16 protein-coding genes are annotated in these 23005 nt (G+C 59.4%); 9 read left to right on the forward strand and 7 right to left on the reverse strand.

Translation table 11 applies throughout. The features are described from left to right. Nucleotides 1-80 precede the first annotated feature (80 nt). On the reverse strand, nucleotides 81-1409 hold the full coding sequence (locus AC2GXZ_RS25610; protein ID WP_483762062.1) for an ATP-binding protein: 1329 nt from the start codon (nucleotides 1407-1409) through the stop codon (nucleotides 81-83). 273 nt (nucleotides 1410-1682) lie between these two features. Between AC2GXZ_RS25610 and AC2GXZ_RS25615 the strand changes: the two genes are divergently transcribed. Continuing rightward, nucleotides 1683-2531 carry a MipA/OmpV family protein gene (locus tag AC2GXZ_RS25615; protein WP_483762063.1) on the forward strand — a complete coding sequence of 283 codons (849 nt, stop codon included), beginning with the start codon at nucleotides 1683-1685 and terminating at the stop codon, nucleotides 2529-2531. A 65-nt stretch (nucleotides 2532-2596) separates the two neighbouring features. On the opposite strand, the gene AC2GXZ_RS25620 is transcribed toward AC2GXZ_RS25615, so the two are convergent. The 5 genes from AC2GXZ_RS25620 to AC2GXZ_RS25640 all read right to left on the reverse strand — a co-directional run bounded on the left by AC2GXZ_RS25620 (nucleotide 2597) and on the right by AC2GXZ_RS25640 (nucleotide 10175). Next, the gene (locus AC2GXZ_RS25620; protein WP_483762064.1) at nucleotides 2597-3319 is read right to left on the reverse strand and encodes a response regulator transcription factor; all 723 of its coding nucleotides are present in this window, start codon (nucleotides 3317-3319) and stop codon (nucleotides 2597-2599) included. Nucleotides 3320-3433: 114 nt separating this feature from the next. Next, nucleotides 3434-4051 (reverse strand): methyltransferase family protein, encoded by a 618-nt coding sequence (locus AC2GXZ_RS25625; protein WP_483762065.1) that lies wholly within the window; start codon nucleotides 4049-4051, stop codon nucleotides 3434-3436. Nucleotides 4052-4219: 168 nt separating this feature from the next. Beyond that, the gene (locus AC2GXZ_RS25630; protein WP_483762066.1) at nucleotides 4220-7303 is read right to left on the reverse strand and encodes an efflux RND transporter permease subunit; all 3084 of its coding nucleotides are present in this window, start codon (nucleotides 7301-7303) and stop codon (nucleotides 4220-4222) included. Further along, nucleotides 7300-8421 (reverse strand): efflux RND transporter periplasmic adaptor subunit, encoded by a 1122-nt coding sequence (locus tag AC2GXZ_RS25635; RefSeq protein WP_483762067.1) that lies wholly within the window; start codon nucleotides 8419-8421, stop codon nucleotides 7300-7302. Before AC2GXZ_RS25635 ends, AC2GXZ_RS25630 begins: the two co-directional genes overlap by 4 nt. A 302-nt stretch (nucleotides 8422-8723) precedes the next feature. Beyond that, complete coding sequence (locus AC2GXZ_RS25640) at nucleotides 8724-10175, reverse strand: sugar porter family MFS transporter (protein WP_483762068.1); 1452 nt, start codon at nucleotides 10173-10175, stop codon at nucleotides 8724-8726. Between the two features lie 626 nt (nucleotides 10176-10801). Here AC2GXZ_RS25640 and AC2GXZ_RS25645 point away from each other — a divergent pair. After that, nucleotides 10802-11425, forward strand: coding sequence for a LuxR C-terminal-related transcriptional regulator (locus tag AC2GXZ_RS25645; protein WP_483762069.1), 624 nt, complete (start codon nucleotides 10802-10804; stop codon nucleotides 11423-11425). Here AC2GXZ_RS25645 and AC2GXZ_RS25650 read toward each other — a convergent pair. Beyond that, nucleotides 11415-13160, reverse strand: a complete 1746-nt coding sequence (locus AC2GXZ_RS25650) for a hybrid sensor histidine kinase/response regulator (RefSeq protein WP_483762070.1) — start codon at nucleotides 13158-13160, stop codon at nucleotides 11415-11417. The genes AC2GXZ_RS25645 and AC2GXZ_RS25650 overlap by 11 nt on opposite strands. Before the next feature lie 193 nt (nucleotides 13161-13353). On the opposite strand from AC2GXZ_RS25650, the gene AC2GXZ_RS25655 reads away from it, so the two are divergent. The 7 genes from AC2GXZ_RS25655 (at nucleotide 13354) to AC2GXZ_RS25685 (ending at nucleotide 22973) form a co-directional block, all read left to right on the forward strand. Beyond that, nucleotides 13354-13533 carry a class IIb bacteriocin, lactobin A/cerein 7B family gene (locus tag AC2GXZ_RS25655; protein ID WP_483762071.1) on the forward strand — a complete coding sequence of 60 codons (180 nt, stop codon included), beginning with the start codon at nucleotides 13354-13356 and terminating at the stop codon, nucleotides 13531-13533. A gap of 212 nt (nucleotides 13534-13745) precedes the next feature. Beyond that, nucleotides 13746-14981: an HlyD family secretion protein gene (locus AC2GXZ_RS25660; RefSeq protein WP_483762072.1), complete on the forward strand. Its 1236-nt coding sequence runs from the start codon at nucleotides 13746-13748 to the stop codon at nucleotides 14979-14981. A gap of 5 nt (nucleotides 14982-14986) precedes the next feature. Further along, the gene (locus tag AC2GXZ_RS25665; protein WP_483762073.1) at nucleotides 14987-17086 is read left to right on the forward strand and encodes a peptidase domain-containing ABC transporter; all 2100 of its coding nucleotides are present in this window, start codon (nucleotides 14987-14989) and stop codon (nucleotides 17084-17086) included. A gap of 491 nt (nucleotides 17087-17577) precedes the next feature. Beyond that, on the forward strand, nucleotides 17578-19161 hold the full coding sequence (locus tag AC2GXZ_RS25670; protein WP_483762074.1) for an ABC transporter substrate-binding protein: 1584 nt from the start codon (nucleotides 17578-17580) through the stop codon (nucleotides 19159-19161). A gap of 76 nt (nucleotides 19162-19237) precedes the next feature. Then, nucleotides 19238-20218, forward strand: coding sequence for an ABC transporter permease (locus tag AC2GXZ_RS25675; RefSeq protein WP_483762075.1), 981 nt, complete (start codon nucleotides 19238-19240; stop codon nucleotides 20216-20218). Beyond that, the gene (locus AC2GXZ_RS25680) at nucleotides 20218-21135 is read left to right on the forward strand and encodes an ABC transporter permease (protein ID WP_483762076.1); all 918 of its coding nucleotides are present in this window, start codon (nucleotides 20218-20220) and stop codon (nucleotides 21133-21135) included. The genes AC2GXZ_RS25675 and AC2GXZ_RS25680 overlap by 1 nt, the downstream gene beginning before the upstream one ends. Beyond that, nucleotides 21135-22973, forward strand: coding sequence for an ABC transporter ATP-binding protein (locus AC2GXZ_RS25685; protein ID WP_483762077.1), 1839 nt, complete (start codon nucleotides 21135-21137; stop codon nucleotides 22971-22973). Before AC2GXZ_RS25680 ends, AC2GXZ_RS25685 begins: the two co-directional genes overlap by 1 nt. Nucleotides 22974-23005: the final 32 nt, after the last annotated feature.

The raw sequence follows: 23005 nt of genomic DNA on the forward strand, positions 1-23005 counted from the left end.
CAGAAAATCTGGAGCTTTAGATAATGCGCCGGCCCAAGATCCGGCTTGGGATAACGGCACAGAGATGTAGCGAGCCTCCCTTAACCCTCATCCATCTGGAAAGTCATCCTGGCAATCAGACCATGCGGGGCTCGATCAAGCAAAAAAAGTCGTCCGCCGTGGGCGTGAATGATCTCCGAGACGATCGAAAGGCCTAAGCCAAAGCCGGAATCCAGGCCTGCCCTAGCCGTATCCACCTTGAAGAAGGGCTCCAGGACACGCGTGCGATATTCCGCCGGAATGCCTGGGCCATCGTCCATGACGTCGATGCTCACCACTTTATCGGTGATGGTGAGCTCGATTTCGACCTTGGTCCCGAATTTCACGGCGTTCTCACATAGATTGGTAACCGCCCGTGTCAGCGCCAAAGGCTTGAAACTGGCAATCAGCCGCGATGGCCCGCGATATTGCATGTTGTGCCCCATGTCGGAGAACTCGTCGCAGACGGTCTGCAGAACCGAGGCAAGATCGGCACGCTGGCGCGCCTCACGCTCATGATTGTCGCGCAAATAACCCAGGCTCTCCTTGAGCAGCCGATCGATCCGCTCAATATCGGCCAAAAGGGCGTCCCGGCCTTCGCCTTCACTCACGCGCTCGGCGCGCAGCCGCAATCGCGTGAGAGGCGTTCTCAAGTCATGGCTGATGCCCCGCAGCATCCGCGTGCGAGACTCGACCATGGTCGATATCCGCCGCTGCATGCTGTTCAGCGATTTTGCGAGCGCGACGATCTCGACGCTGCCGCGCTCCTCGAATGCGGCTGGTCCGAGCGAAATATCCGCCTTCATCGCAGCCGATGCGATCCGTCGCAACGGCCGGGTGATGGCCCAGACGGCGAAGGCGGAGAACAGGATGATAAGGGTGACCGTCGCCACGAGATAGTTCGAACCAAACCTCAGGGCATCGTTTCGGAGAAAACTCTCGGGAAGCAGTTCCATCACGAGCAGCGTCTCATCATCGACCCTTGCGGCCAGAACCCGCTTGCCATCGATGAATGTGCGCCAGCCTCCCAGAGGGATGGGCCGTTCCTCCGGCGGAAGCAGTGTGTCGATAGCGACCTGAATAAAAGGTTCTTGCGGCGAGGAGGTCACAAAGCGTTCGGCGTAGGACATTGGCCGCAATACGAATTGCTCTCCGTTCCGATTGGCTGCCCCGATGATCGAGCGCCGTTCGTCCGGCGTCGCATTGGAAAGAACCGAAGCGATCGCCCAGACGCGCGCCGACATGCCTTCGAGATCAGGGACGTTGTAATCATCGCTGACCCACCGTTCCAGCGTCGAACCGATCACGAAGGCGATGACCAGACAAGCAAGGATGACGGCAGTAATCTGGCCATGAATGGTCGAGACCGACCGTGGTATCTTGAATATCAAAACGCCCCCGCGGATTTCTGCCATCTCTCGCACGGCGATAAACGATGGCGGTCAATGGATGACCCGCGTGCAGGATAAAGATCCAAAGTCGAACTGGATATTAAGTTTTGTTACGAGCCACCAATCTTCCCGGCGGAAGAGGCACGCAAGGATGCCCCCGCAACAAAGCGTAACACAAAGACATGCTGCCTGGGCTTTGCACGTGACAGGACGGAGGCGTTGCAAACACGGCGCGCCTTCTGCGGCTCTCCGTGTCAAATCACTGGAGCACACATGTCTTTTATTCAACGGACTGACCGGCGACGTCTCGCCAGCGCGTTATACGTTTCATTCCTGCTCGCCGGTACGGTCTCGAAAGCGCTTGCAGCCGATGCAAGCCTGTCAGGACAGCCGCCGGAGCCGCCTTTTGATCAGGCCCGGCTCGAGGGTGACAAGCCCCAGCGAAACTGGAGCCTGATCCTTGGAGCCGGGGCGATCTACGAGCCGGAATATGAGGGGGGCAAAAAGTTCGAGATCCAGCCGGTGCCCTTCGCGGTATTCACCTATGGTGAATGGCTCGAGATCGATCCGAGAGGGGTGACCATCACACCGTTCCGCCATGATGGTTTCGCGCTTGCAGGAAAGATCGGATATGAAGGCGGACGTGACGAGGACGACGCAGACCGTCTCCGTGGTCTCGGCGACATCGATTTTGCTGCCACGGTCGGAGCCAAGGCCTCCTACAATTGGAACGGTCTCGAATTTTATGCCAGCGTCGACCAGACGATCGAAGGCAGCGAGAGCCTGATCGGAACATTCGGTGCCGAGTATCAGGCACCCGTGACCGAAAACCTGATTCTCGGCGCAGGTGTCGAGGCCGTGGTTGCCAACGACAAGCACATGCAAGCCTATTTCGGCGTTAACTCCGCCCAGGCCGCCCGTTCAGGTCTTGCCGAATACAAGCCTGAAGCCGGCCTGAAGCGCGTCAATGTCTCGGCATCCGCCATCTATCTGCTCAGCGAGCACTGGCTGGTGCGTGGCGAAGCAGGCCTTGGTATTCTCACGGGCGACGCGGCCGACAGCCCGATTGTCGAAAAAAAGCTGCAGCCTTCCGCATCGCTTTTCGTCGGTTACAAGTTCTGAAATTGGCCGGACATCAAACAAAAAAGCCGGGTCGTGTGACCCGGCTTTTTTTTACAGCGCAAGGGTCAGGCCTGCTGCACGTTTGCGGTGAACATGTAGCCTCCGAGCCGGACGGTCTGCAGCAGAACCGGATCTTTAGGGTCGGCCTCGATCTTCTGGCGCAGCCGGCTGATATGCACGTCGACACTTCTCTCGATCGGCCCGGCGAGGCCCGTATGCGTCAAGGACAGTAGTTCCTCACGGGTAATCACCCGGCCGGGATTGCGGCAGAAGGCCAGCAGAAGATCGAATTCCGTCGTCGTCACGGCAACCCGAGCATTGCTCGGATCATGCAGCTGCCGCCTCAGCGGATCGATCTGCCAGCCTTCGAAGCGAAGTTTCCGTTGCACCGTCGTATGCGCAAGCCCGTAGGAGGCGCGCCTCAGCAGGCTGCGAATGCGGGCAACCACCTCACGCGGGCTGAACGGCTTGGTGACATAATCGTCGGCACCGACCTCAAGCCCGACGATACGGTCCACCTCTTCGCCAAGCGCGGTGAGCAGGATGATCGGTGTCGTCTTCTCCGAACGGATGCGTCGGCAAATGCTCAGGCCATCCTCGCCCGGCAACATCACATCCAGAATGATGAGATCAAATTCGTTGCTTCGCATCAACACGGTCATCACATGCCCATCTTCGGCGACGGTGGCACTCATACCGTTTTCCTGCACGGCAAGTGCGAGGAGCTGGCCGATCTCGGGGTCGTCCTCGACGATCAGGATTTTCGCATTGGCGGAATTTGCTTGCACGGTTTCAAGTCCTCGCTCACCTGAAAGCACGCATGTCGCACGCCGTCCGGGTTGCAGATGTTTCGCTTTATTAAGTTTTGTTGCAAGGCTTGAGAAGCCCGATGAAACCAGAGGTCAGATCGGCAGTGTCCAGACGACTGGAAGAAGACCGACAGCCTGCCCAAGCCGGATCAGTTCGACGGCGATCCAGGCAGCGAGAAAGACGATCCCATCCTTAAGACTACTGATTGCTTGTGCCGAGCGAAGCGGCACATCTTCGCACTCCCGCCATAACGACAGATCCGGCCAGAACCGCGGGACAGCACCCCGGTATTCATCGAATGCTCCGCCATAACGGTTGCCGAGATAGGCCTCCTCGCCGCGCATCGCCATATCGAAGGCAAGATAGGCAGCCAGAACCAGAGCCGCCATGCACAGAAGGCTGCCGGTCTGTGCGCCGATTCCGGCAACGCCGACAAGGCTGAAGAAATAGAGCGGATTGCGGGTGACCGAATAAGGTCCGGTTCTTACAAGCTCGGAATTCTTGCGGCCACCGATATAGAGAAGCGACCAGCCGCGGCCGGCAATGGCGGTGAAGATGGCGATCATCCCGAGGACCTCGAACACAACCCGGATCAGCGGAAGGGCCAATGGCGGCGATGTGACGGCCAGCAGGCCGAAGGCTACGCCGCCGAGAGCTCGAAGCGCGTTGATACGGTAGATCTGGAGAAAGGGAATTCGGATATCATTCATGATGCCTTGAGCGCCTCGTCTGGATGGAAACCTTTCCGGTTGTTCCATGCGCAGCAGCCCTTCGGCTTAATGATATGTTGCCCCGTGTTAAAAGCTCTTGAGAAAGATGACGAGGCCGGCCGGCGGCTGACCGGCCTCGTCCTGGCGCGCCTTTGGGGTGTTGGCGCGCTAGTGCCGGGTCCCGCCGGGACCCGCTTCGGCCGACTGGAGGAAAGGCAGAAAGAGACTGTTAAACCGCTCCCCGATGCTTGAGACGATCAGGTGCAGGGACGGGATGACGATCAGAGACAGGACGGTGGAAACTAGAAGGCCACCAATCACTGCGATTGCCATCGGCGCCCTGAACTCTCCGCCGTCACCCAGGGCAAATGCCGAGGGCAGCATCCCGCCGACCATAGCAAGGGTTGTCATCACGATCGGGCGGATACGCTCGAGGCAGGCTTCGACGACGGCTTCGAGTCGCGAAAGGCCGTGGGCCTCGCGTTCGATGGCGAAATCGACGAGCATGATGGCGTTTTTGGTGACGATGCCCATCAGCATCAGAATGCCGATCACCACCGGCAGCGAAATGGCATGGCCCGTCACAAGAAGAGCCGCGGCGACACCGCCGATCGATAGCGGCAGTGATGCAAGGATCGTCCAGGGAGACAATAGGCTCCTGAAAAGCAGGATCAGGACGATCAGCACCAGCATGATGCCGGCTCCCATGGCAACCGCAAAGCTTTCAAATACCGAGCTCTCGGTATCGGAATCGCCGGTCGCCTGAACACGCACGCCATCAGGCAAATTCCGGACACTGTCGAGCTGCATCACGCTCTGAAGCCCCTGCCCGGAGGTCAACCCTTCAGCCATGTCGGCGCCAATTTCGATGCGGCGCTGGCGATCGAAGCGCTCGATCATGGCGACAGTCTGATCAAAACTGATCGAAGCGACCGCAGAAAGCGGCACCTGCTTGCCATCGGCGGCGGGAACACCCAGCGTTTCGAAAACCGGCATCTGCCCCCGTGCCGAGCGTGCAAGGAGAACTCTGATCGGGATCTGGCGCGAAGCTTCCGTGAAATTCGCCAGACGCGAATCCACATCGCCGATCGTCGAAATCCGCATCGTGCTGGCGATCGTGGCGGTCGATACTCCGAGTGTCGCGGCCTTGTCGCTATCGACAACCATCCGGAGCTCCGGACGCGTTGCTATGCTATCGCTGGTTATACCGAGAAAGACGCCGTCCGTGGCCATTTCGGCCATGATCCGATTGCTGGCCGCCTGAACCGCGTCTCCATCGCTGCCAAGCACGGAGAAGGTGACATCACGACCACCACGATCGTTGAGAAACCGAAGACGAACATCCGGCATGCCGCTCAAAGACGTTTGGAGTTCCGCCTCGACAGAAAAGGATGACCGAGCACGATCGCTCTTGTGCTTGAGATCGATCGAGACGATGGCAAAACGCACATCTTGCTGGCCGCTTGTGCTTGAGCCCGCCTGCACCAGCGCGCCTTCGACTTCGGGCAGCTTTTCAACAGTGGTCGAGATGCGGTTCGTCACCTCCCGCGTCTCCTCAAGAGTCGCACCAGGCGGCAATTCGACGGTGAGCGTAAGACGGCCGATATCCTCTTCCGGCAAGAATGTCGTCGGCACGGACATCAGGGAAACCACTGCCAGGATGAAAAGACCGAATGCAGATCCGATCGTTGCCCATTTCCAGCGCAGCGTTGCACGCAGCATCGTCTCGTAGACTGAAGAGAGAAAGCCCTTCTTCGCCTCCAATGGAGGAGAGCCGGTCATTAAATAGGCAGCCATGATCGGCGTAATCAATCGCGCCACCAGGAGCGAGAAGAACACGGCAATCGCCACGGTGAGCCCGAATTCACGAAAATAAAGGCCGACCACGCCGCTCATCAGCCCGACCGGCGCGAAGACCGCGATGATTGTTGCCGAAATGGCGATGACGGCGAGACCTATTTCGTCAGAAGCATCAAGCGCCGCCCTATAGGCCGATTTCCCCATATTGCGGTGACGCACGACATTCTCGATCTCGACGATCGCGTCATCGACGAGAATGCCCGTCACCAGCGTGATTGCGAGAAGGCTCAGAATGTTGAGCGAAAAACCGAGCAGGTGAATAGCAAAGAAGGTCGGTATGATCGATAGCGGCAGGGCCACGGCTGTGACCAGCGTCGCCCGCCAGTCGCGCAGGAAAAGCAGAACGACTGCGATCGAAAGCACAGCTCCTTCAAGCAGCGTATCCATGGCGGAGTGATAATTGCCTTCTGTATAGGAAACGCTGTCATCGACGAGATTGAAGCGCAGATCGGGATTGGCCGAGGCCAATTTCTCCACTGCGGCCGCAACGGCAGCCGCCACCGCCACGTCGCTTGAGCCTTGCGATCGATAGATGGAGAAACCGACAATGTCCTCGGTGTTCAGTGTCGCAAATGTTCGAGGCTCTGCAAACGTATCACGGACCTCGGCGATTTCGGCAAGACGAACGGAACTTCCTGCCGCAAGGGACAGGCGTCGGTCGGAAAGCTTGGCAACGGTTCCTGCCGCCGCCGAGGTCGTCAGCATCTGCTCCCGTCCCTCCATGTCGCTGCGCCCACCGGAGCGGTCGAGCTGGTTTTCCGCGATCGCCTCGTTGACGGAATTGGCCGACAGAGACAAGGCCTGAAGCCGGCCGGGATCAAGTTCGACATGGATTTCCCGCTCGGCGCCGCCGATCCGCTCGACACGCCCGACGCCAGCAAGACCTTGAAGGTCTCGCGTCACCACGTCGTCGACAAACCAGGAAAGCTCAGCGACCGTCATGTTCTGGCTGGCAACCGAATAGGTCACAGCCGACTGCGCCTCCTCCTCGATCCGCTCGATTATCGGCTCGTCAATTGTCCCCGGGAGATCGCCCCTGATCCGCGCAACGGCGTCACGGACATCCGCCATCGCGCGATCCGGTGAAATGAGGCCAAGCTCGAATTCTACCGTCGTGACCGAGCGCCCCTCGCCGATCGTCGATGACAGCTGCTTGATCGACGGAAGCGATGCGATTGCATTCTCGACCAGCCGCGACACCTCCGTCTCCAGCTCGACCGCGGTCGCACCTGACTGCTCGACAGTAACCTTGACCGCCGGCGTGATGATCGTCGGGAAATAGGTGATCGGGAGTTTCACGAAACTGTACAGGCCGACGACCGTCAATATGACGAAGAGCAGGATGGAAGGGAGCGGATTGCGGATCGCCCACGCCGAAATATTGGTGTTCATCGGGCCGTCTCCGTCGCTTGGATCGCAAACGACGAGGCGAGACGATCAGAAGGCTGCCGGGCGGATGAAGCCATGATCGGCTTGACCTTCTCATCCGCTTTCAGAAAGGCGCCGGACTTGAGCACGACCATTTCGCCTTCGCGGACACCGTCGAGGATTTCCACCAACCCGTCCTGCCGTGCGCCGATCGTGACGGCGCGCAGATCAACCACATCGTTATCGACGATGAAGACATTGCTTTTGCCGCCCGCGGTCGCAATCGCGCTGCCGGGCAGGACGATGTTACGCCGTGCAAGCCCGCTGATGCTTCCTCGGGCAAAACTGCCGGGCTTGAGAGATATTGCACCGCCGAGGTCGATACGGACTTCGCCGCTACGCGTCACCGGATCGAGTTCAGCGGCATTCAGCCGGACGATCCCATCGATCATCCCGTCATATCCCGCCACACTCACCTCAGCGGGCATGCCTTCGCCGAGCCGGGCGAAACTCGTCTCCGTCACCTGCGCAACGAATTCGATGGCTGCGTCCCGGGCGAGCACGAAAAGCGGACTTCCGGAAATGGACGCCATGGCCCCGACACGGGCAGTTCGTCTCAACACAATCCCGTTCTCGGGCGCCCTCACCGTGCCGCGCTCGATCGACAGCTCGATCTCATCACGCTCACGGGCAATCAGGGCAGCGTCAGCCTTGGCCAGAGAGAGTGACTGTTGTGCGAGAGCGCATTCGGCAACTGCCCGTGCATAGGCATTTTCATGCTCATCGAGAACCTGCTGCGACACGGCACCTTTCGGCTGCAGCGCCCGGCTACGCTCCACCACCTTGAGCGCTTCCCTCAATGTCACCATGGCCACATCGAGCCTGCTGTCTTCCACCGCGACCGCCGCATCGGCTCGCTGGCCACTCACCGCGTTCTTGTCGAGCAACAGGAGGATTTCGGTTTGATCAAGCAGCGCCAGCGGCTGGCCCTTTTCAACCTTCTGTCCGACCTCACCCAGAATATGCACGATCGCTCTACCCTCGATGAGCGGATAGACCTGCACTTCCTCTCTTGCAGCAAGTGAGCCGACAACCGGTATCTTCTCCGTCACGTCGGCCTCTTTTGCGGCCACGACGGTCACAGGCATTGGCTCCTGCGACCGGGAAGCCGACGTAAAAGCAAGCCAGAGACACAATGCGCCGACGACTACTCGCATCTGTGATGAGAATGATCGGGATATTCCACCCATGAAACGACCTTCCGTTTGAGCCGCAGATATCACGGCCAATCCGGAAGACAGGGTAGCGATCAGCAGGGAGGCGGGTATGTCGTTGGATTAAGAAACGTTACATGCCCGATCGCGTTTCGGGGCTATGTCGAACAGGGGACTGCCGCAGCCGAGACTGCGGCAGTCCCCTTCGGTAACCGATATTCGGCCGACAATCAGGCTGCCGACGGCGCTGCATCAGGTGTCAATTCTTCTTCGAGTTCGGCTTCAAGCTTTTCCAGCGACTTGCCGCGTGTCTCGGGTACAAAACGGGCGACGAAAAGGAGTGACAGCACATTGATGGCGCAGAAGATGTAGAATGTTGCGTTGCCGACATACGCCATCACCATAGGGAATAGAAAGGCAACGGTCGCGTTGAACAGCCACTGTACCGAGACGGCAATGCCGACGATCATGCCGCGAAGGCGCTGCGGGAAAAGCTCCGACATCATCAGCCAGTATGTCGTCGAAACCATGCTTTGGAAACAGAACAGGAAGGCGAGGATGATAGCGAGTGCGGAATAACTGCGCATCGGTCCTTCCGGCATAAGTTGAAGACAGAGACCGAGGCCGAGTTGTGCCGCGATCACGCCTGACAATCCTGTCATGAGCATTCGTCGGCGCGGCACGCGACCGATCAGCCATAGGCCGACGAAAGTGGCCAGAACGGACACGAAGCCGTTGCCGATTGTAGCCGTCAGCGCGGCACCGGTGGTCAGACCGGTGGATTGCAGGATGATCGGCGTGAAATACATGAAGGCATTGACGCCCGAGAACTGGGCAACAAAACCAAGGCCAATACCGATCAGCAGAAGATTGCGGATCCAGGGTTCGCGGAGATCGCTCCAGGACGCCAGCTCTTCGTCCCCTGCCCCCTCGGTCATGGCCTTCAATTCCTTGTCGCGGCCAGCGGGGTCGGACCGAATTTTCCTCATCACCGTTCTGGCTTCGTCATCCCGACCGTGAAGTGCCAGCCAGCGTGGCGATTCCGGCGCGAAAATCATTCCAATCCAAAGCAGAATGGCCGGCACGGCGGCAATCCCGAGCATAAGACGCCAGACACCGGGATCATCAAAAAGATGGGCAAGGACTGCGCTGGAGACGTAAGCGAGCATCTGGCCGCTGACGATCATAAGCTCGCTGCGGGTGACCAGCCGCGCGCGGCGCTTCGGCGGTGCTATTTCAGCGATGAAGACCGGCACCACCGCCGAGGAGCCACCAACACCGATCCCGAGAATGAAACGCGCGACGATCATCATCCCGACATCAGGCGATAGAGCCGTCCCAAGAGCTCCCAGGAAGAAGATGATCGCCAGAACAAGCATCGCATTGCGGCGCCCGTAGCGGTCAGATAATTGGCCGCCGGCAAACGAGCCCAGGGCCGCGCCAATGATGAGAGATGCCGTTACAACCCCTTCGGTCAGAGGGGTAAGGCCGAGGCCTCCGTCTTCAGGCCCGCGCGTCATGAACGGCAGCGCCCCCGCGATAACGCCGGTATCATAGCCAAAGGCCAGCGCGCCGAGCGTGGCAATGCCGGTGATCATGTGGAGGTAGCGGGATTGCTTTGAACTGGATGAAGAAACAGAGGAAGTGTTCGGCGAAGGCATCGAGCCCGTCGTCATGGTCATGCGATATTTATCCTGGTCGAAATGCGGTTTTTGCGCGCGGGTGAGATTGCGCATTGAAATGCTCCGGCGTCACAGAAGGTTCCGGATCAGAGATGTCGTCGGGATGCGACCGATTGGCGCGGGCAGATCGGCTATTGAAAAGCGGAGGTGCTGCGAACAAGGCGTTTCACAGACATGAGCCGGCTTCGCGTGGGTACCGCTATCGGTATATTCGGCAACCGGCTTCCGTCGGGACGTTCCGGGGTCGGCCTGGATGCTCCATCGGAACCGACGTAACCTGGAGGTTTTCTCACGGCACGGTGCCACAATCCCGTTTTCAGGTGGCGCTTGATCCTGGCCGAGCCTGCGATAACGTTTTCGCGGAACGCTTCAAGCTGCCGCTATGTCCGAACATCAAGTAAGAACTCATGATGAAACTACCGTACATTCTCTCGACTTGGCCCCCTTTCAGTCGGACGCTGGATTGCAGAATTCCGGTTGATAGAGGGCGCTGCCGGTCATGGCCGTGAAGCTGATGTCGACATTGCGATCCATGCTACAAACACGGCTTGACCGGTGAAGGTAGCGCACCATTATCTGTGCTGGTACAAACCGCGGGTTGCCGACAAACGGCGAGGACAAGATACGTGACATCGCAGACCATAGTTCTGGCCGACGATCACCCGGTCTTCCGGGATGGCCTTTGCGCCCTGATCGAGCGTGGTTTTCCCGGTTCGAAGATCATGGTGTCCGACACGTTCGAAAATGCTCTGGCGCAGGCACGCGGATTGCCCGCACCACCTCTCATGCTGGTCTTCGATCTGTTCTTTGCCCGCCGCAGCATCATGATCGACCTTCCGGCCTTGCGTCGCGAGTTCAACCGGACAGCAATCGTCATTGTCTCGATGGCTGAAGATCAGGCAACGATCGATACGGCGATGGGCTTCGGGGTCAATGGTTATGTCAGCAAAGCAATCGAGCCCGAGGACATGATGGCCGCCCTGCAGGCGGTAGTGGATGGCGAGCAGATCATCTCCGTTTCGGGAACGGCAGTGATCGATGCACCAGCCACACCGTCACTGAGCGACCGGCAGATGGCCGTGCTGCAGCAAATCGCCGTCGGCGGCAGCAACAAGGAAATAGCCAAGGCACTGAATATCTCGCCATTCACCGTACGAATTCATGTCTCGGCGCTGTTTCGCAGTCTCGGCGTCCATACCCGTTCGGCCGCCGTCAGCAAGGCGATTGCCGAGGGCATCCTCAATCTTTAGCGCGCACAGAATTCCTCCCCGTCTCGTCCTGCGTGACGGGCACGTCTTGCCCCGTAGTCAGATCCAGCGCCTTTGTTGAGATCACCGAACGCAGTTCACTTGGGAGGACGGGTTTTGAGAGGATCGGAATGTCTGGATCATTCAGCTCGTCAAACACCCGGCTCGCATCATGGCCGCTCATGATGATGGCCGGAATGCACCACCCCACCGATCGTCGCACAGCTCTGATGCATTCATTGCCGGTCACCCCGGCACCCAGATCATAATCGGTGATCAGCAGATCGCAGTCGTCGATGAGCTTCGGCAAGGCCAGTTCAGCCCGGACACGGCAACCCCATCGTTGGAGCAGGCTGGCGGTCGCGGCCAATACTGCTGGATCGTCCTCGATCAGGAGTATCCGCATGCCGGCCAGCCGGTCCGGCGGCCGTGCGCCTGACGATGCGGTTCGGACGGCGAGTTTCGAGCGACGCACACGCCTCAAGCCTTCAATCGCCACTCGTGTGCCGTAACCCACTCTTGATGACAGAACGATCTCCAACTCGAGCAGGCCTGCCAGCCGGCGTACGATTGACAGGCCCAGACCGACCCCGTCCACATCCCGGTCGCCTCTGTCGCGGATCTGGTAGAATTCCTCGAAGATCTGTTCATGATGGATTTTCGCGATGCCTGGCCCCCGGTCGCAGATCTCGATTGAAAGCGAGCCGCGGCGCAATCGGCAGCCGATGAGAATATCGGCGCCCGGCGCATATTTGAGTGCATTGCTGACGATATTCTGCACCATTGTCGTCAGCAATGCCCGGTCGACCTTGACGCGCTGGCTGCTTTCGACAAGGCGGATCACCCCGCCGCTTTGCTGTACGCTTTCGCTGTTCTGGCGAACAACGTCGGCCAGGATGTCGCGGATATCAACCACTTCCCATCTTGGCTCGACCTTACCGCTATCGAGCGTCGACACGTCCAGAAGCGATTTGAACAGGCGTGAGACACCCTGAAGCGACCGGTCGATATTGTCGACCATCTGCAGTTCGCGCGATTGCAGGCCGGCATCCCGAAGGCAGGCGGTGAACAGACTTATGGCATGGATAGGCTGGCGCAGGTCGTGGCTTGCCTGGGCCAGGAACTTGGATTTCGACAGGCTCGCATCCTGTGCCGCCTTATAGGCGTGCTGCAGGCGGCTTTGCAGAATATAGACGTAGCTCGGCACCACCAGTGTGGTCGTTGCAAAGGTGAAGATGAGATAAGGCGCCTGGCGCAGATAATCGTTGAACACACTTGCAACACAGACGACGATCAGGGCGGAGACGGTCGAGCCCACCAGATAGGGTGTGCCGAAGCGCAAGCCATTTCCTACCGTCACCCAGATCAGCACCGAGAAGATGGCAATCACTGGCGATCCACCCGTCGAAAAAACCAGCGCGATCGCCGTATAGTCGGAGGCGATCGTCAGCATCCGCCGCAACGGCTTGTGACCTGGCTCCCGGATGATCCACCAGATCAACGCGAGCGAATAAGGCACGTAGATCGCATAGAGCGCCAGCAGCATATACATGGCGATCCGGGGCATCATTCCGAACAACGTCATGGGAATGACGAATGCCGCAATCACCAGGATGACGATCACCCGGACCACCGCCTGGGCCCGTTCGGTATCGAATTCCGCATCCTCGCGCAAACCGAAGTGACGCACCAGCAAGTTGTTGATTTTATTCGTTTCTGTATTTTCGGCTTTATCCACTACAACTCACCGGTCAGCGATTTCATGTTCCATGCGTGGCACTCAGAACGACCGTCGGCCAGTAGAACGTATGTGCTAATTGTCGCCTCAAACGAGAAATGCCACTCCTTCTGCGCGTTTTGTCGAGGGAGCGGCGCAACTGCGTTGCCACTTCGACGGGACGACAAACATCAATATCCATAGGAGTGGAAATATGACCAACATGGACATGTCGAACAGCAACTTCGCCGATCAGGAAACCGAGTTCTCCGAACTCTCCGACACTGAGATCAACGACGTATCCGGCGGCATTCTTCCGATTGTCATCGGCGCTGTTTGGGCCGTGACGCAGATCAGCCTCGCGGTTGCCCAGCGCGAATATTGCGCCTCCTAAAATCCTCGGTGCCAGGCCTGACCGCTTGAAGATCAGGCCTGGTGTCATGGCGACCGAATGCGGCACGCCCTCGACCTGCAGGCAATCCATATGCCGGCAGACATGACTGGAGCAGATTTCGACCAAGGCTCGCAGTTGCCCTGACAGGACATCCGGTACAGCACTCGAACATGCTTCACAAACCCAACACAGCCCAAGAGGCTCCAAGAACGGTGTTCAGGGAACAGGCCGTTGCCTTCCAGGGGCAGCGCCTGGAAGGAGCGGTCCTTCTGGCACAGCCCGTGTCGACGAATGTCCTGTCTTTCCTGGCCGTCGGCGTCGTGCTTGCCGCTCTCATCTTCCTGTCGGTGACACGTTACGCCCGGATGGAAACGGTGCCGGGATGGGTCGTGCCCGAAGGCGGTCTAATCCGGATCACTGCCCGCCAGGGTGGGGCGATCGAATCGATTGCAGTGCGCGAGGGCGACACCATCAGGAAGGGCGGGCAGATCCTGACGCTGAACCTTTCATCCGTTCTCGAAAACGGTGATTCCGGCGCCGCACTCGCAGCACAACTGGCGCAGCAGATCGAGGCGACGCAGGCGGCGACCGATGCGCAGATACAAAAACTGCAGGCGGAAACAACACAGGTCACCAGCCAGCGGGCAGTCCTCGTGCGCGGGACAGAAGAACTTGAGCAGCAATTGAAGGCGATGGTCGATCAGAACACCATACTTGTTCGTCGGGCAGGCCGCGTCAGCGCCCTGTCGACCCGCGGCGCCGGCAACAAGCAGGATGTCGAGACTGCTGAACTGGCAACGCTCGATTCCCAGAAGGAAGCGGCGCAAGCCCGCACCAGCATTCTTGAACACCAAAGGCAGATTGCCGACCTTGATGCACGCCTTCTCACGATACCGATCGATATCAGGGCCGCACAGGCGCAAAATGCCGTCAGTCAGGCCACATTGGAGCAGAAGCGGACCGAGATTGCCGTCCAGAACAGCTATGGGGTGAGCGCCAGCGTCAGCGGGCGTGTCGTTGCCCTGCCGGTGCTTGACGGCCAGGATGTCAGCCCCGGCAAGGTTGTGGCGGTGCTGATCCCCGAGGGCGGCAGCCTTGGCGTGGAGCTTTACGTGCCGTCCCGCGCAGCGGGCTTCATTCGAGAGGGACAGGAGGTCCGGCTCAAATACCAGGCTTTTCCCTATCAGAAATTCGGCACGGCCAAGGGGGTGGTCGGTGAAGTTTCTCCAACCCTCTTGAGCCCGAGCGATGTGCAGATGCCGGAAGCGCAGCTGCAGGAGCCGGTCTTCCGGGTGAAGGTGGCGCTCGAAAAGGACAGTATCGACGCCTATGGGCGCAATATCTCGATCCAGCCCGGCATGCTGCTCAATGCCGATATCGTATTTGACCGAAGGACCCTTCTCGAATGGCTTCTCGATCCGATCTATGCCGTCAGCCGTTCGGGATGAATGTCATGCAGACTGACATGCTGAAACTTGTACGAGGCAAGCACCTGCCCGTCATCATCGCAGCCGAAGGCGCCGAATGCGGACTTGCCTGCCTGGCGATGATCGGCGGTTATCATGGCCACGATGTCGATCTCAACGGTCTCAGGCAGCGGTTTCCGATATCGATCGGCGGGGTGACGCTCAAGGGACTGATGGATCTTGCCCGCAGCCTGTCACTTGCGCCTCGCGCGCTAAGGGTGGGGCTGGATGCAATCGGAAAACTCGCCTTGCCGGCAATCCTGCACTGGGATCTGAACCATTTCGTCGTGCTGAAAAGCGTCGGCAAAAAAGGCGTGGTCATCCATGATCCGGCGCTCGGATCCCGTTCGCTGGAGCTTGCGGAATTTTCATCGCATTACACGGGCGTTGCCGTCGAACTTGCTCCGACGCAGGATTTCGTTCCCGTCGTTGCGAAAAGCCCTTTGAAACTGTCGGCTCTGTGGTCGAAGCTGACGGGCCTCTGGTCCTCCATCTTCCAGATCCTGGCGCTTTCGGTCGCCTATCAGGTGGCGACATTCGCGCTGCCCTTTCACATGCAGCTCGTCGTCGACGAGGCGATCGGCCGGAGCGATTACGACCTGCTGACGATCCTGGCGCTCGGCTTCGGTGCGCTGACGATCCTCCATTGCGGGCTGGAGGCGTTGCGATCGTGGATCCTGCGCGTAACGGGATCCATGATGCTTTATCAGGTGGCCGGCAATATCGTCCGGCACCTGATCCGGCTGCCGCTCTCCTATTTCGAGAAACGCCATATCGGCGATATCATGTCGAGGATCGAATCGACCAATTCGGTGCAGGACGCGGTAACCCGTGGCATGGTGGCGGCCTTGGTCGACGGAGTGATGTCGATCATCCTGGCATGGATCCTGTTCATCTATTCCCCGCTTCTGGCCGGCGTTGTGATCGGATCGCTGGTACTGACGGTCGGCGCCTCATTGCTCTTCTATCCGATGATGCGAGCCCAGGTGGAACGGCGGGCACTGGCTTCCGCCAGAGAACAGTCGCACCTGATGGAGACGATGCGGGCGTCGTCGACAATCAAGCTGATGGGGGCAGAAACCCAACGGGAAAGCGGCTGGCTGAACCGATATGCGGCGGTGACCAGCGCCTCGATCAGCTATGGCAAGACCGAGATCACGCTGAAATTCATCCAGACTGCTATTGTCGGTCTGCAGACGGTGCTCGTCATTTATCTCGGCGCCAGACAGACACTCGATGCAGACGGCTTTTCGATCGGCATGCTGGTGGCGTTCATGTCGTTTCGCCAGACCTTCAGCGACCGGACCATGTCGCTGATCTCGGAGACGATCCAGTTTCGCCTCCTCGGCTTTCATCTCGGCAGGATTGCCGATATCGTCACGTCCGAGGCCGATCCCAGCGTCACTGCCAAACCCGCTCCGCAGCACGTTGTCAAAGGCGGACTGGAACTGCGCAATGTCTGCTTCCGTTACGGTACGGGCGATGCAACCGTGCTCGATGATCTCAACCTCTCGATTGGACCGGGCGAATTCGTTGCCATTACCGGGCCATCCGGCAGCGGCAAGAGTACGCTGTTCAAGCTGATGATGGGCCTGCATCAGCCTGTCAGTGGACAGGTGCTGCTGGACGGACGTGCGGCGACATCCGACATGTGGAAGGCCTGGCGCAGCCAGGTCGGGGTGGTGGCGCAGGACGACCAGCTGATTTCAGGCAGCATTGCCGATAACATCGCTTTCTTCGATCACGATCTCAACATGGTCGCGGTCTGCCAGGCGGCAATGGCCGCCGGCATTCATGACGAGATCATGCGCATGCCGATGCAATATCTGTCGCTGGTCGGGGAAATGGGCGCGGCACTTTCTGGTGGACAGAAACAACGCATCCTGCTTGCCCGGGCCCTGTACCGGCAACCGAAAGTCCTGCTGCTCGATGAAGGAACGGCCAATCTGGACGAGGCGAGCGAGATGCGGATCGTGGAACTGCTTGATAGCCTCGATGTCACCCGTGTGGTTATCGCCCACCGCCCCGCGCTGATCAACAGAGCGCAACGGGTGATCAGAATAGGATCCGTGCACGGGGCGAACTGAGGAAATGCGAAGCTCGATTTCCGCACAGCGATAGCCGCGGCAGTGCCGAGCCGATGTTATTTAAGCCGGCTGACGACGTACGCTCAATCAATTCAAGCGTATCTGTACGGCTGCTTTCCGAGATCTCAGATGGCGATCCACCTACCCTTTCGTAACGACCCCGCGTGCGGCCTTCAGCGTTGGGTTATGAGGACGTCGCGCTTAAAAAACGGTAGAGCCACCACCATCTTCTGCCGGTCCGACCGACAAGGATCAGAGGCCTGGCAGCGCGGTCGTCTGCCCCTGAGGGAGAAAACTGGGCGTCGCCAACGATTTTGGCAGACAGCGCTTAAATCATTCTCATTCGAGCCAAGAAAAAGTCAAAAACCACAATATCAACATTAGAATTCTTGTTTTCTAGCCGTTTTTCGGGATTGGCACGCCCTTTGCTTTTGACTGATTTGACCGTTTTGACTGATCTGACGGTTTTGCAAAAGAAAAAGGGGAACTCGATGGGTTCAGAATTCAATCGTCGCCGCTTCCTGCAAGGGACCGCGGGCGCTGCCGCGGTCGCCGGCTATATGCAGATCAATCCTGACTTTTTCATCTCGTCGGCTTTCGCACAGACCGGCAAGACCATGACATTCCTGTCGGCCGAAAACATCACCGGCAACTGGGACCCGACGGCCCATACGACTCTTTCGCAAAAAAATATCGAAGGCTTCGTCATGGGCTTTCTCACCCGCACCCCGATGAAGCTCGATGATCCGGGCAAAGTCGTCTACGAACTGGCCACCGACATCAAGCTTCTCGATGCGCATCGCCTGCAGATCAAGCTGCGCGAAGGCATCGTCTTCCACGACGGCAAGCCGTTCAAGGCCGAAGACGTCAAGGCGACCTTCGAATACGGCTCGCGGGCCGATCGCCCGGCCCAGTGGTATCCGGGCCCAACAGAGACACTGACGATCGAAACGCCGGATGACTACACAGTCATCGTCGACACGTCGAAGGGCGGTTATCCGGCCCATCTCTTCATCTTCCTCGCATCCTTCCTGCCGATTATGTCGGCCAAGGATGTCGCCGGCGGCCCCGGCGGCCCGCTCTCCCAGCGCTTGAACGGCACCGGCCCGTTCAAGTTCGTCGAACAGCGCGGCAACGATACCGTGATGGCGGCCTATGACGGCTACTTCAAGGGCAAGCCTGCGATCCCCGGCATCAACTTCACCTTCACCGGCGATTCCACCACCCGCATGCTGTCGCTGATGAATGGCCAAGCCTCCATCGTCGAGCGACTCGAGCCGGAACAGGTCGATTCAATCAAGGACAATCCGGCGATCTACATCAACAAGGTCGTTTCGGTGGAAAACAAGTATCTGTGGTTCCGCTGCTCCAAGGCGCCCTTCGACGACCCGCGCATCCGCCTCGCCGCCTGCCATTCGATCGATCGCGACATGATCATGGAACTGATGGGATCGGCCGGCCACGCCTCGTCGAACTTCGTATCGCCCGTCAAATTCGGTTACACGGATCTGCCGAACTACCCGAAATTCGATCCGGAAAAAGCCCAGGCTCTGCTCGCCGAAGCCGGCTTCCCCAATGGCAAGGGCCTGCCGCCACTTGAATACATCACCTCGGTGGGCTTCTACCCGAAGACCAAGGAATATGGCGAAATGGTCACCGCCATGCTTCAGGAACAGGGTTTCAACGTCAGCCTGACGGTGCTTGAACCGGCAGCCTGGAACGAGCAGCTTTACCATCGCCCCGGCGGCGGCCCCGGCCACATGGTCGATTGCGGCTGGTCGACGGCCTCGCCGGAACCGGATCTCGTTCTGCGCACCCATTTCCATTCGTCCTCGCACCGCATCTGCGGCATCGAGGACAAGGATATCGATGCCAGCCTCGACAAGGAACGCAACGCATCGACGCTGGAGGAGCGCAAGAAGATCCTCCAGGAAGAGACCATGCCGCTCATCGCCTCCAAGATGCCGGCACTCTCGCTGTTCACATCCGTGATGATCCACGCCATGCAGAAGGATTTTGAAGGCATGTACATCTATCCAGACGGATCGATCGACGCCGCCAAACCCGCCGCCTGAGCGTGATCAGCCGCACGCCGTTTACCCCCAGGCGGCGTGCGGATTTGCCCGTGACATATCTGAGCGGAGTGACTGAATGTTTGCCGTGAATTTCCTGATGCGGCGCCTGGTTCAGGGCGTCATCATCATATTCCTCGTGTCCTTGCTGATCTTTACCCTTCTGCGGGTGGTGCCGGGTGACCCGGTTCGCCTGATGGCAGGCGGCATGGCACCCGAAGCGCTAATCGAGAAGATCGCAACCGATATGGGCCTGCGCGATCCGATCCTCGTGCAGTTCGGCCGTTATATGGGAGGCGTGGTTCACGGCGACCTAGGTCAGTCTTTCGTCAGGCCCGCAAACGGCGCCTCGACGGGCGGCTCGACATTCAACGACACGACACGCGGCGAACGGGCAAAAGTTTTCGACCTGATCTTCGATGCCCTGCCTATGACACTTCAGTTGGCGGCCGTGACGCTGGTCATCGCACTGGTCTTTTCGGCGATCGTCGGAATTGCCGGTGGCCTTGCGATCGGCAGATGGCCGGACAAACTCGCCTTCTACATATCGTCGATCTTCATTTCGCTGCCGAATTTCTGGCTCGGCATCGTGCTGGCGCTGCTGTTTTCGGTCAAGCTCGGCTGGCTGCCGGCGATCGGTTATCAGGGTTTTGCCTATACGATCCTGCCGGCCATCGTGCTTGCCGTCGAACTGTCGCCGGTCCTCATCCGCACGCTCGTCAGCTCCGTATCCACCCAGATGATGGAGCCCTATGTGTCGGTCGGCCGGGTACGCGGCCTCAGCCGCTCGCGGATCATCTCCAACCACGCGCTGCGCAATGCGTCCGTGCCGCTGCTTAACCTGCTCGGCGTGCAGTTCTCCAGCCTGCTCGGCGGCGTCATCATCGTCGAATACATCTTCGATTATCCCGGCCTTGGCCTGTTGACCATCAATGCCGTGCTGCAGCGCGACTTTCCGCTGATCCAGGGGATCGCCATCGTTACCAGCGCCATCTTCGTGCTGATCAACATCGTCGTCGATCTCGTCGCAACCACCATCGATCCGAGGCTTGAATACTGATGTCCATCACATCCGCACTCGACACCCCGATCATATCGAAGGCAGCGAGCCGCTCGATTGCAAGGCGCATCTTCGATCGCGCGGCATCGACGCCCGGTTTCCGCATCGGCCTTGGAATCTTCCTGCTGCTGGCGATCGCCGCAGCGCTGTACCCTGAAATCAGCGGCATTGATCCGACCAAGATGGATGTGAAGGCCCGCCTTCTGCCGCCGCTTTTTTTCGGTGAAAAATGGAGCTGGGGTCATCCGCTCGGCACCGACCAGATCGGCCGCGACATGCTGGTGCGCTCGCTTGTCGGCCTGCGTTACTCCTTCCTGATCGGCATCGCGTCCGTCGCCGTGACGCTCATCATCGGCTGCGCCCTCGGCACGATCGCCGGTTATTTCGGCGGCCGTATCGACATGCTGATCATGCGCCTCACCGATGCGCAGCTGTCGATCCCGATGATCATTCTGGCGATCGCCGTTCTCGGTGTATCGCGCCCCACCATTCCGGCCATCGTGCTGGTGCTCGGGCTTTCAAGCTGGCCGGTCTATGCGCGCATCATGCGCAGCATCGTGATGACGGAAAGACAGCGGGAATATGTGCGTGCCGCAAAGCTCGGCGGCTCGACCGATATCCGCATCATCATCAGCCTGCTTCTGCCGCTCCTGCTGCCGCCGGTGATCTTCACCTCGGTGCTCGATGTGGCGCGCATGATGATCTTTGAATCGACCCTCGGCTTCCTCGGTCTCGGAGTCCAGCCGCCGACGCCGACCTTCGGCAACATCATTGCCGACGGGCGCAAATACCTTCTCAACGCCTGGTGGATCGCCACCATGCCCGGCATTTTCCTCGGCCTGACGCTGACCAGCATCAACCTCATTGGTGCCTCGCTCGAGCGTGCCCGCAACACCATCCACGGAGGGTCCGAGTGATGAGCCAGCCGCTTCTTCAACTGAAAAACCTGACGGTTACCGCCGGACGAACGGACACGGCGAAGACCATCCTCGACGACATTTCCTTCACCCTCGCGCCGCGTGAAATCGTCGGCGTCGTTGGCGCCAGCGGTGCCGGCAAGACGGTGCTGTCCAAGGCCGTCGTCAACTGGCTGGAGGCGCCCCTCGCCTTGCGTTCCGGCAACGTCATGTTCGAGGGCAAGGACATTTATGGCCTGTCCGAAAACGACATGCGCACCTTGCGCCGCCGGGTCGCCTATGTCGGCGCCAACCCGATGGGCGCGCTTGATCCGACGCTTCCGGTCGGCGCGCAGATCGTCGAAAAGCTGCGTGCCGTTGTGCCGGGCACATCCTGGAAGGACGCCGAAAAACGCACGATCGAACTGCTGGAGGCGGTGCGCATTCCCTCCGCCCGCAGCCGGTTCAGCGACTACCCCTCGCAGTTTTCCGGCGGCATGATGCAGCGTGCGCTGATCGTCGATGCGCTGGTCACCAATCCGGCGCTTTTGATCGCCGACAACGTTACCCAGCCGCTCGACGTCACCGTCGCAGCCCAGGTCATCCGCCTGATGAAGGAACTGACCGCCAGCTTCGATACGGCGGTTCTGTTCGTCTCGTCCTCCCTTCCGGTCGCCCGCGAAGCCTGCAACCGCATTCTGGTGATGGAACAAGGCCGCATCGTCGAGGAGCAGGAAACCGAGCGGCTGATCGCCAGCCCCATTTATGCCTACACGAAGGAACTCGTCGAACAGACACCGAAGATCTGGATCGAAAAGACCGAGATGCCACGCCTCAACGACAAGCGCGATGTCGTGTTGAGCCTGCGCGACGCCTCACAGATCTACAAGGTGAAGAAAAAGACCGGCTTCGGTGGCTTCAACCAGGTGCGCGCTGTGCGCAACGTCACTTTCGATGTCCGCCGCGGCGACAGTTTCGCTATCGTCGGAGAATCCGGTTGCGGCAAGTCGACGCTGATGCGCCTCCTCAGCCGGTTGGAACTGCCAAGTTCGGGTCAGGTCCTCTGCGGCGACGATGATATCGCAAGGCTCGGCGGCAAGAACCTTTTGGCCTTCCGCAAGAAGCTACAGATGGTGCTGCAGGACCCGTTCGGCTCCCTGCCGCCGCGCACCTCGGTCGGCAGGATGCTGGAAGGGCCTCTGCGCACCCATGGCTGGAAGGACAGCGCCATGATCCGCGAGCGGGTGCTGAAGGTGATGGGCGAAGTCGGCCTGTCCGCCGATCTCTACGAGGAACTGCCGCTGGGCCTCAGCGCCGGTCAGCGCCAGCGTATCAATGTCGCCCGCGCGCTGGTTCTGGAACCGGAAATCCTGATCATGGACGAGACGCTGTCGGCCCTCGACCAGACGGAACAGTTCAAGCTTCTGGATCTTTTCCAGAAGCTGCAGAAGGAATACGACCTCACCTATATCTTCATCTCCCACGACCTTGCGATGGTTCGAAAGGTCTGCAACCGGGTGGCGGTGATGTATCTCGGCGAAGTCTTCGAGCTTGCAGATAACGAGCGGCTGTTCTTCGATCCCGGCCATCCCTACACAATGGCGCTTTTGAGCGCGATGCCGACTCTTGAACAACGGCGCTACCAGCCGGAGGATTGCCTGCTCGAAGGCGAACCGCCGAGCCCGATCGACATTCCTCCCGGTTGCAGCTTCAAGTCGCGCTGTCCGCATGCGATGGAGAAATGCGGCAGCCTGCAGCCGACGCTTACCGTGCGCGGCAGCCAGGATTTCGCCGCCTGCCATCTGATCCAGCCGCTCGCCCCCGGCGCGGCTGGAACCCGCCAGGTGGCGCTGGCCTGAACATGGTTGCGGCCCTTGTCGAAGGGGCCGTA

The organism is Aliirhizobium sp. YIM B11859 (genome assembly GCF_057163345.1).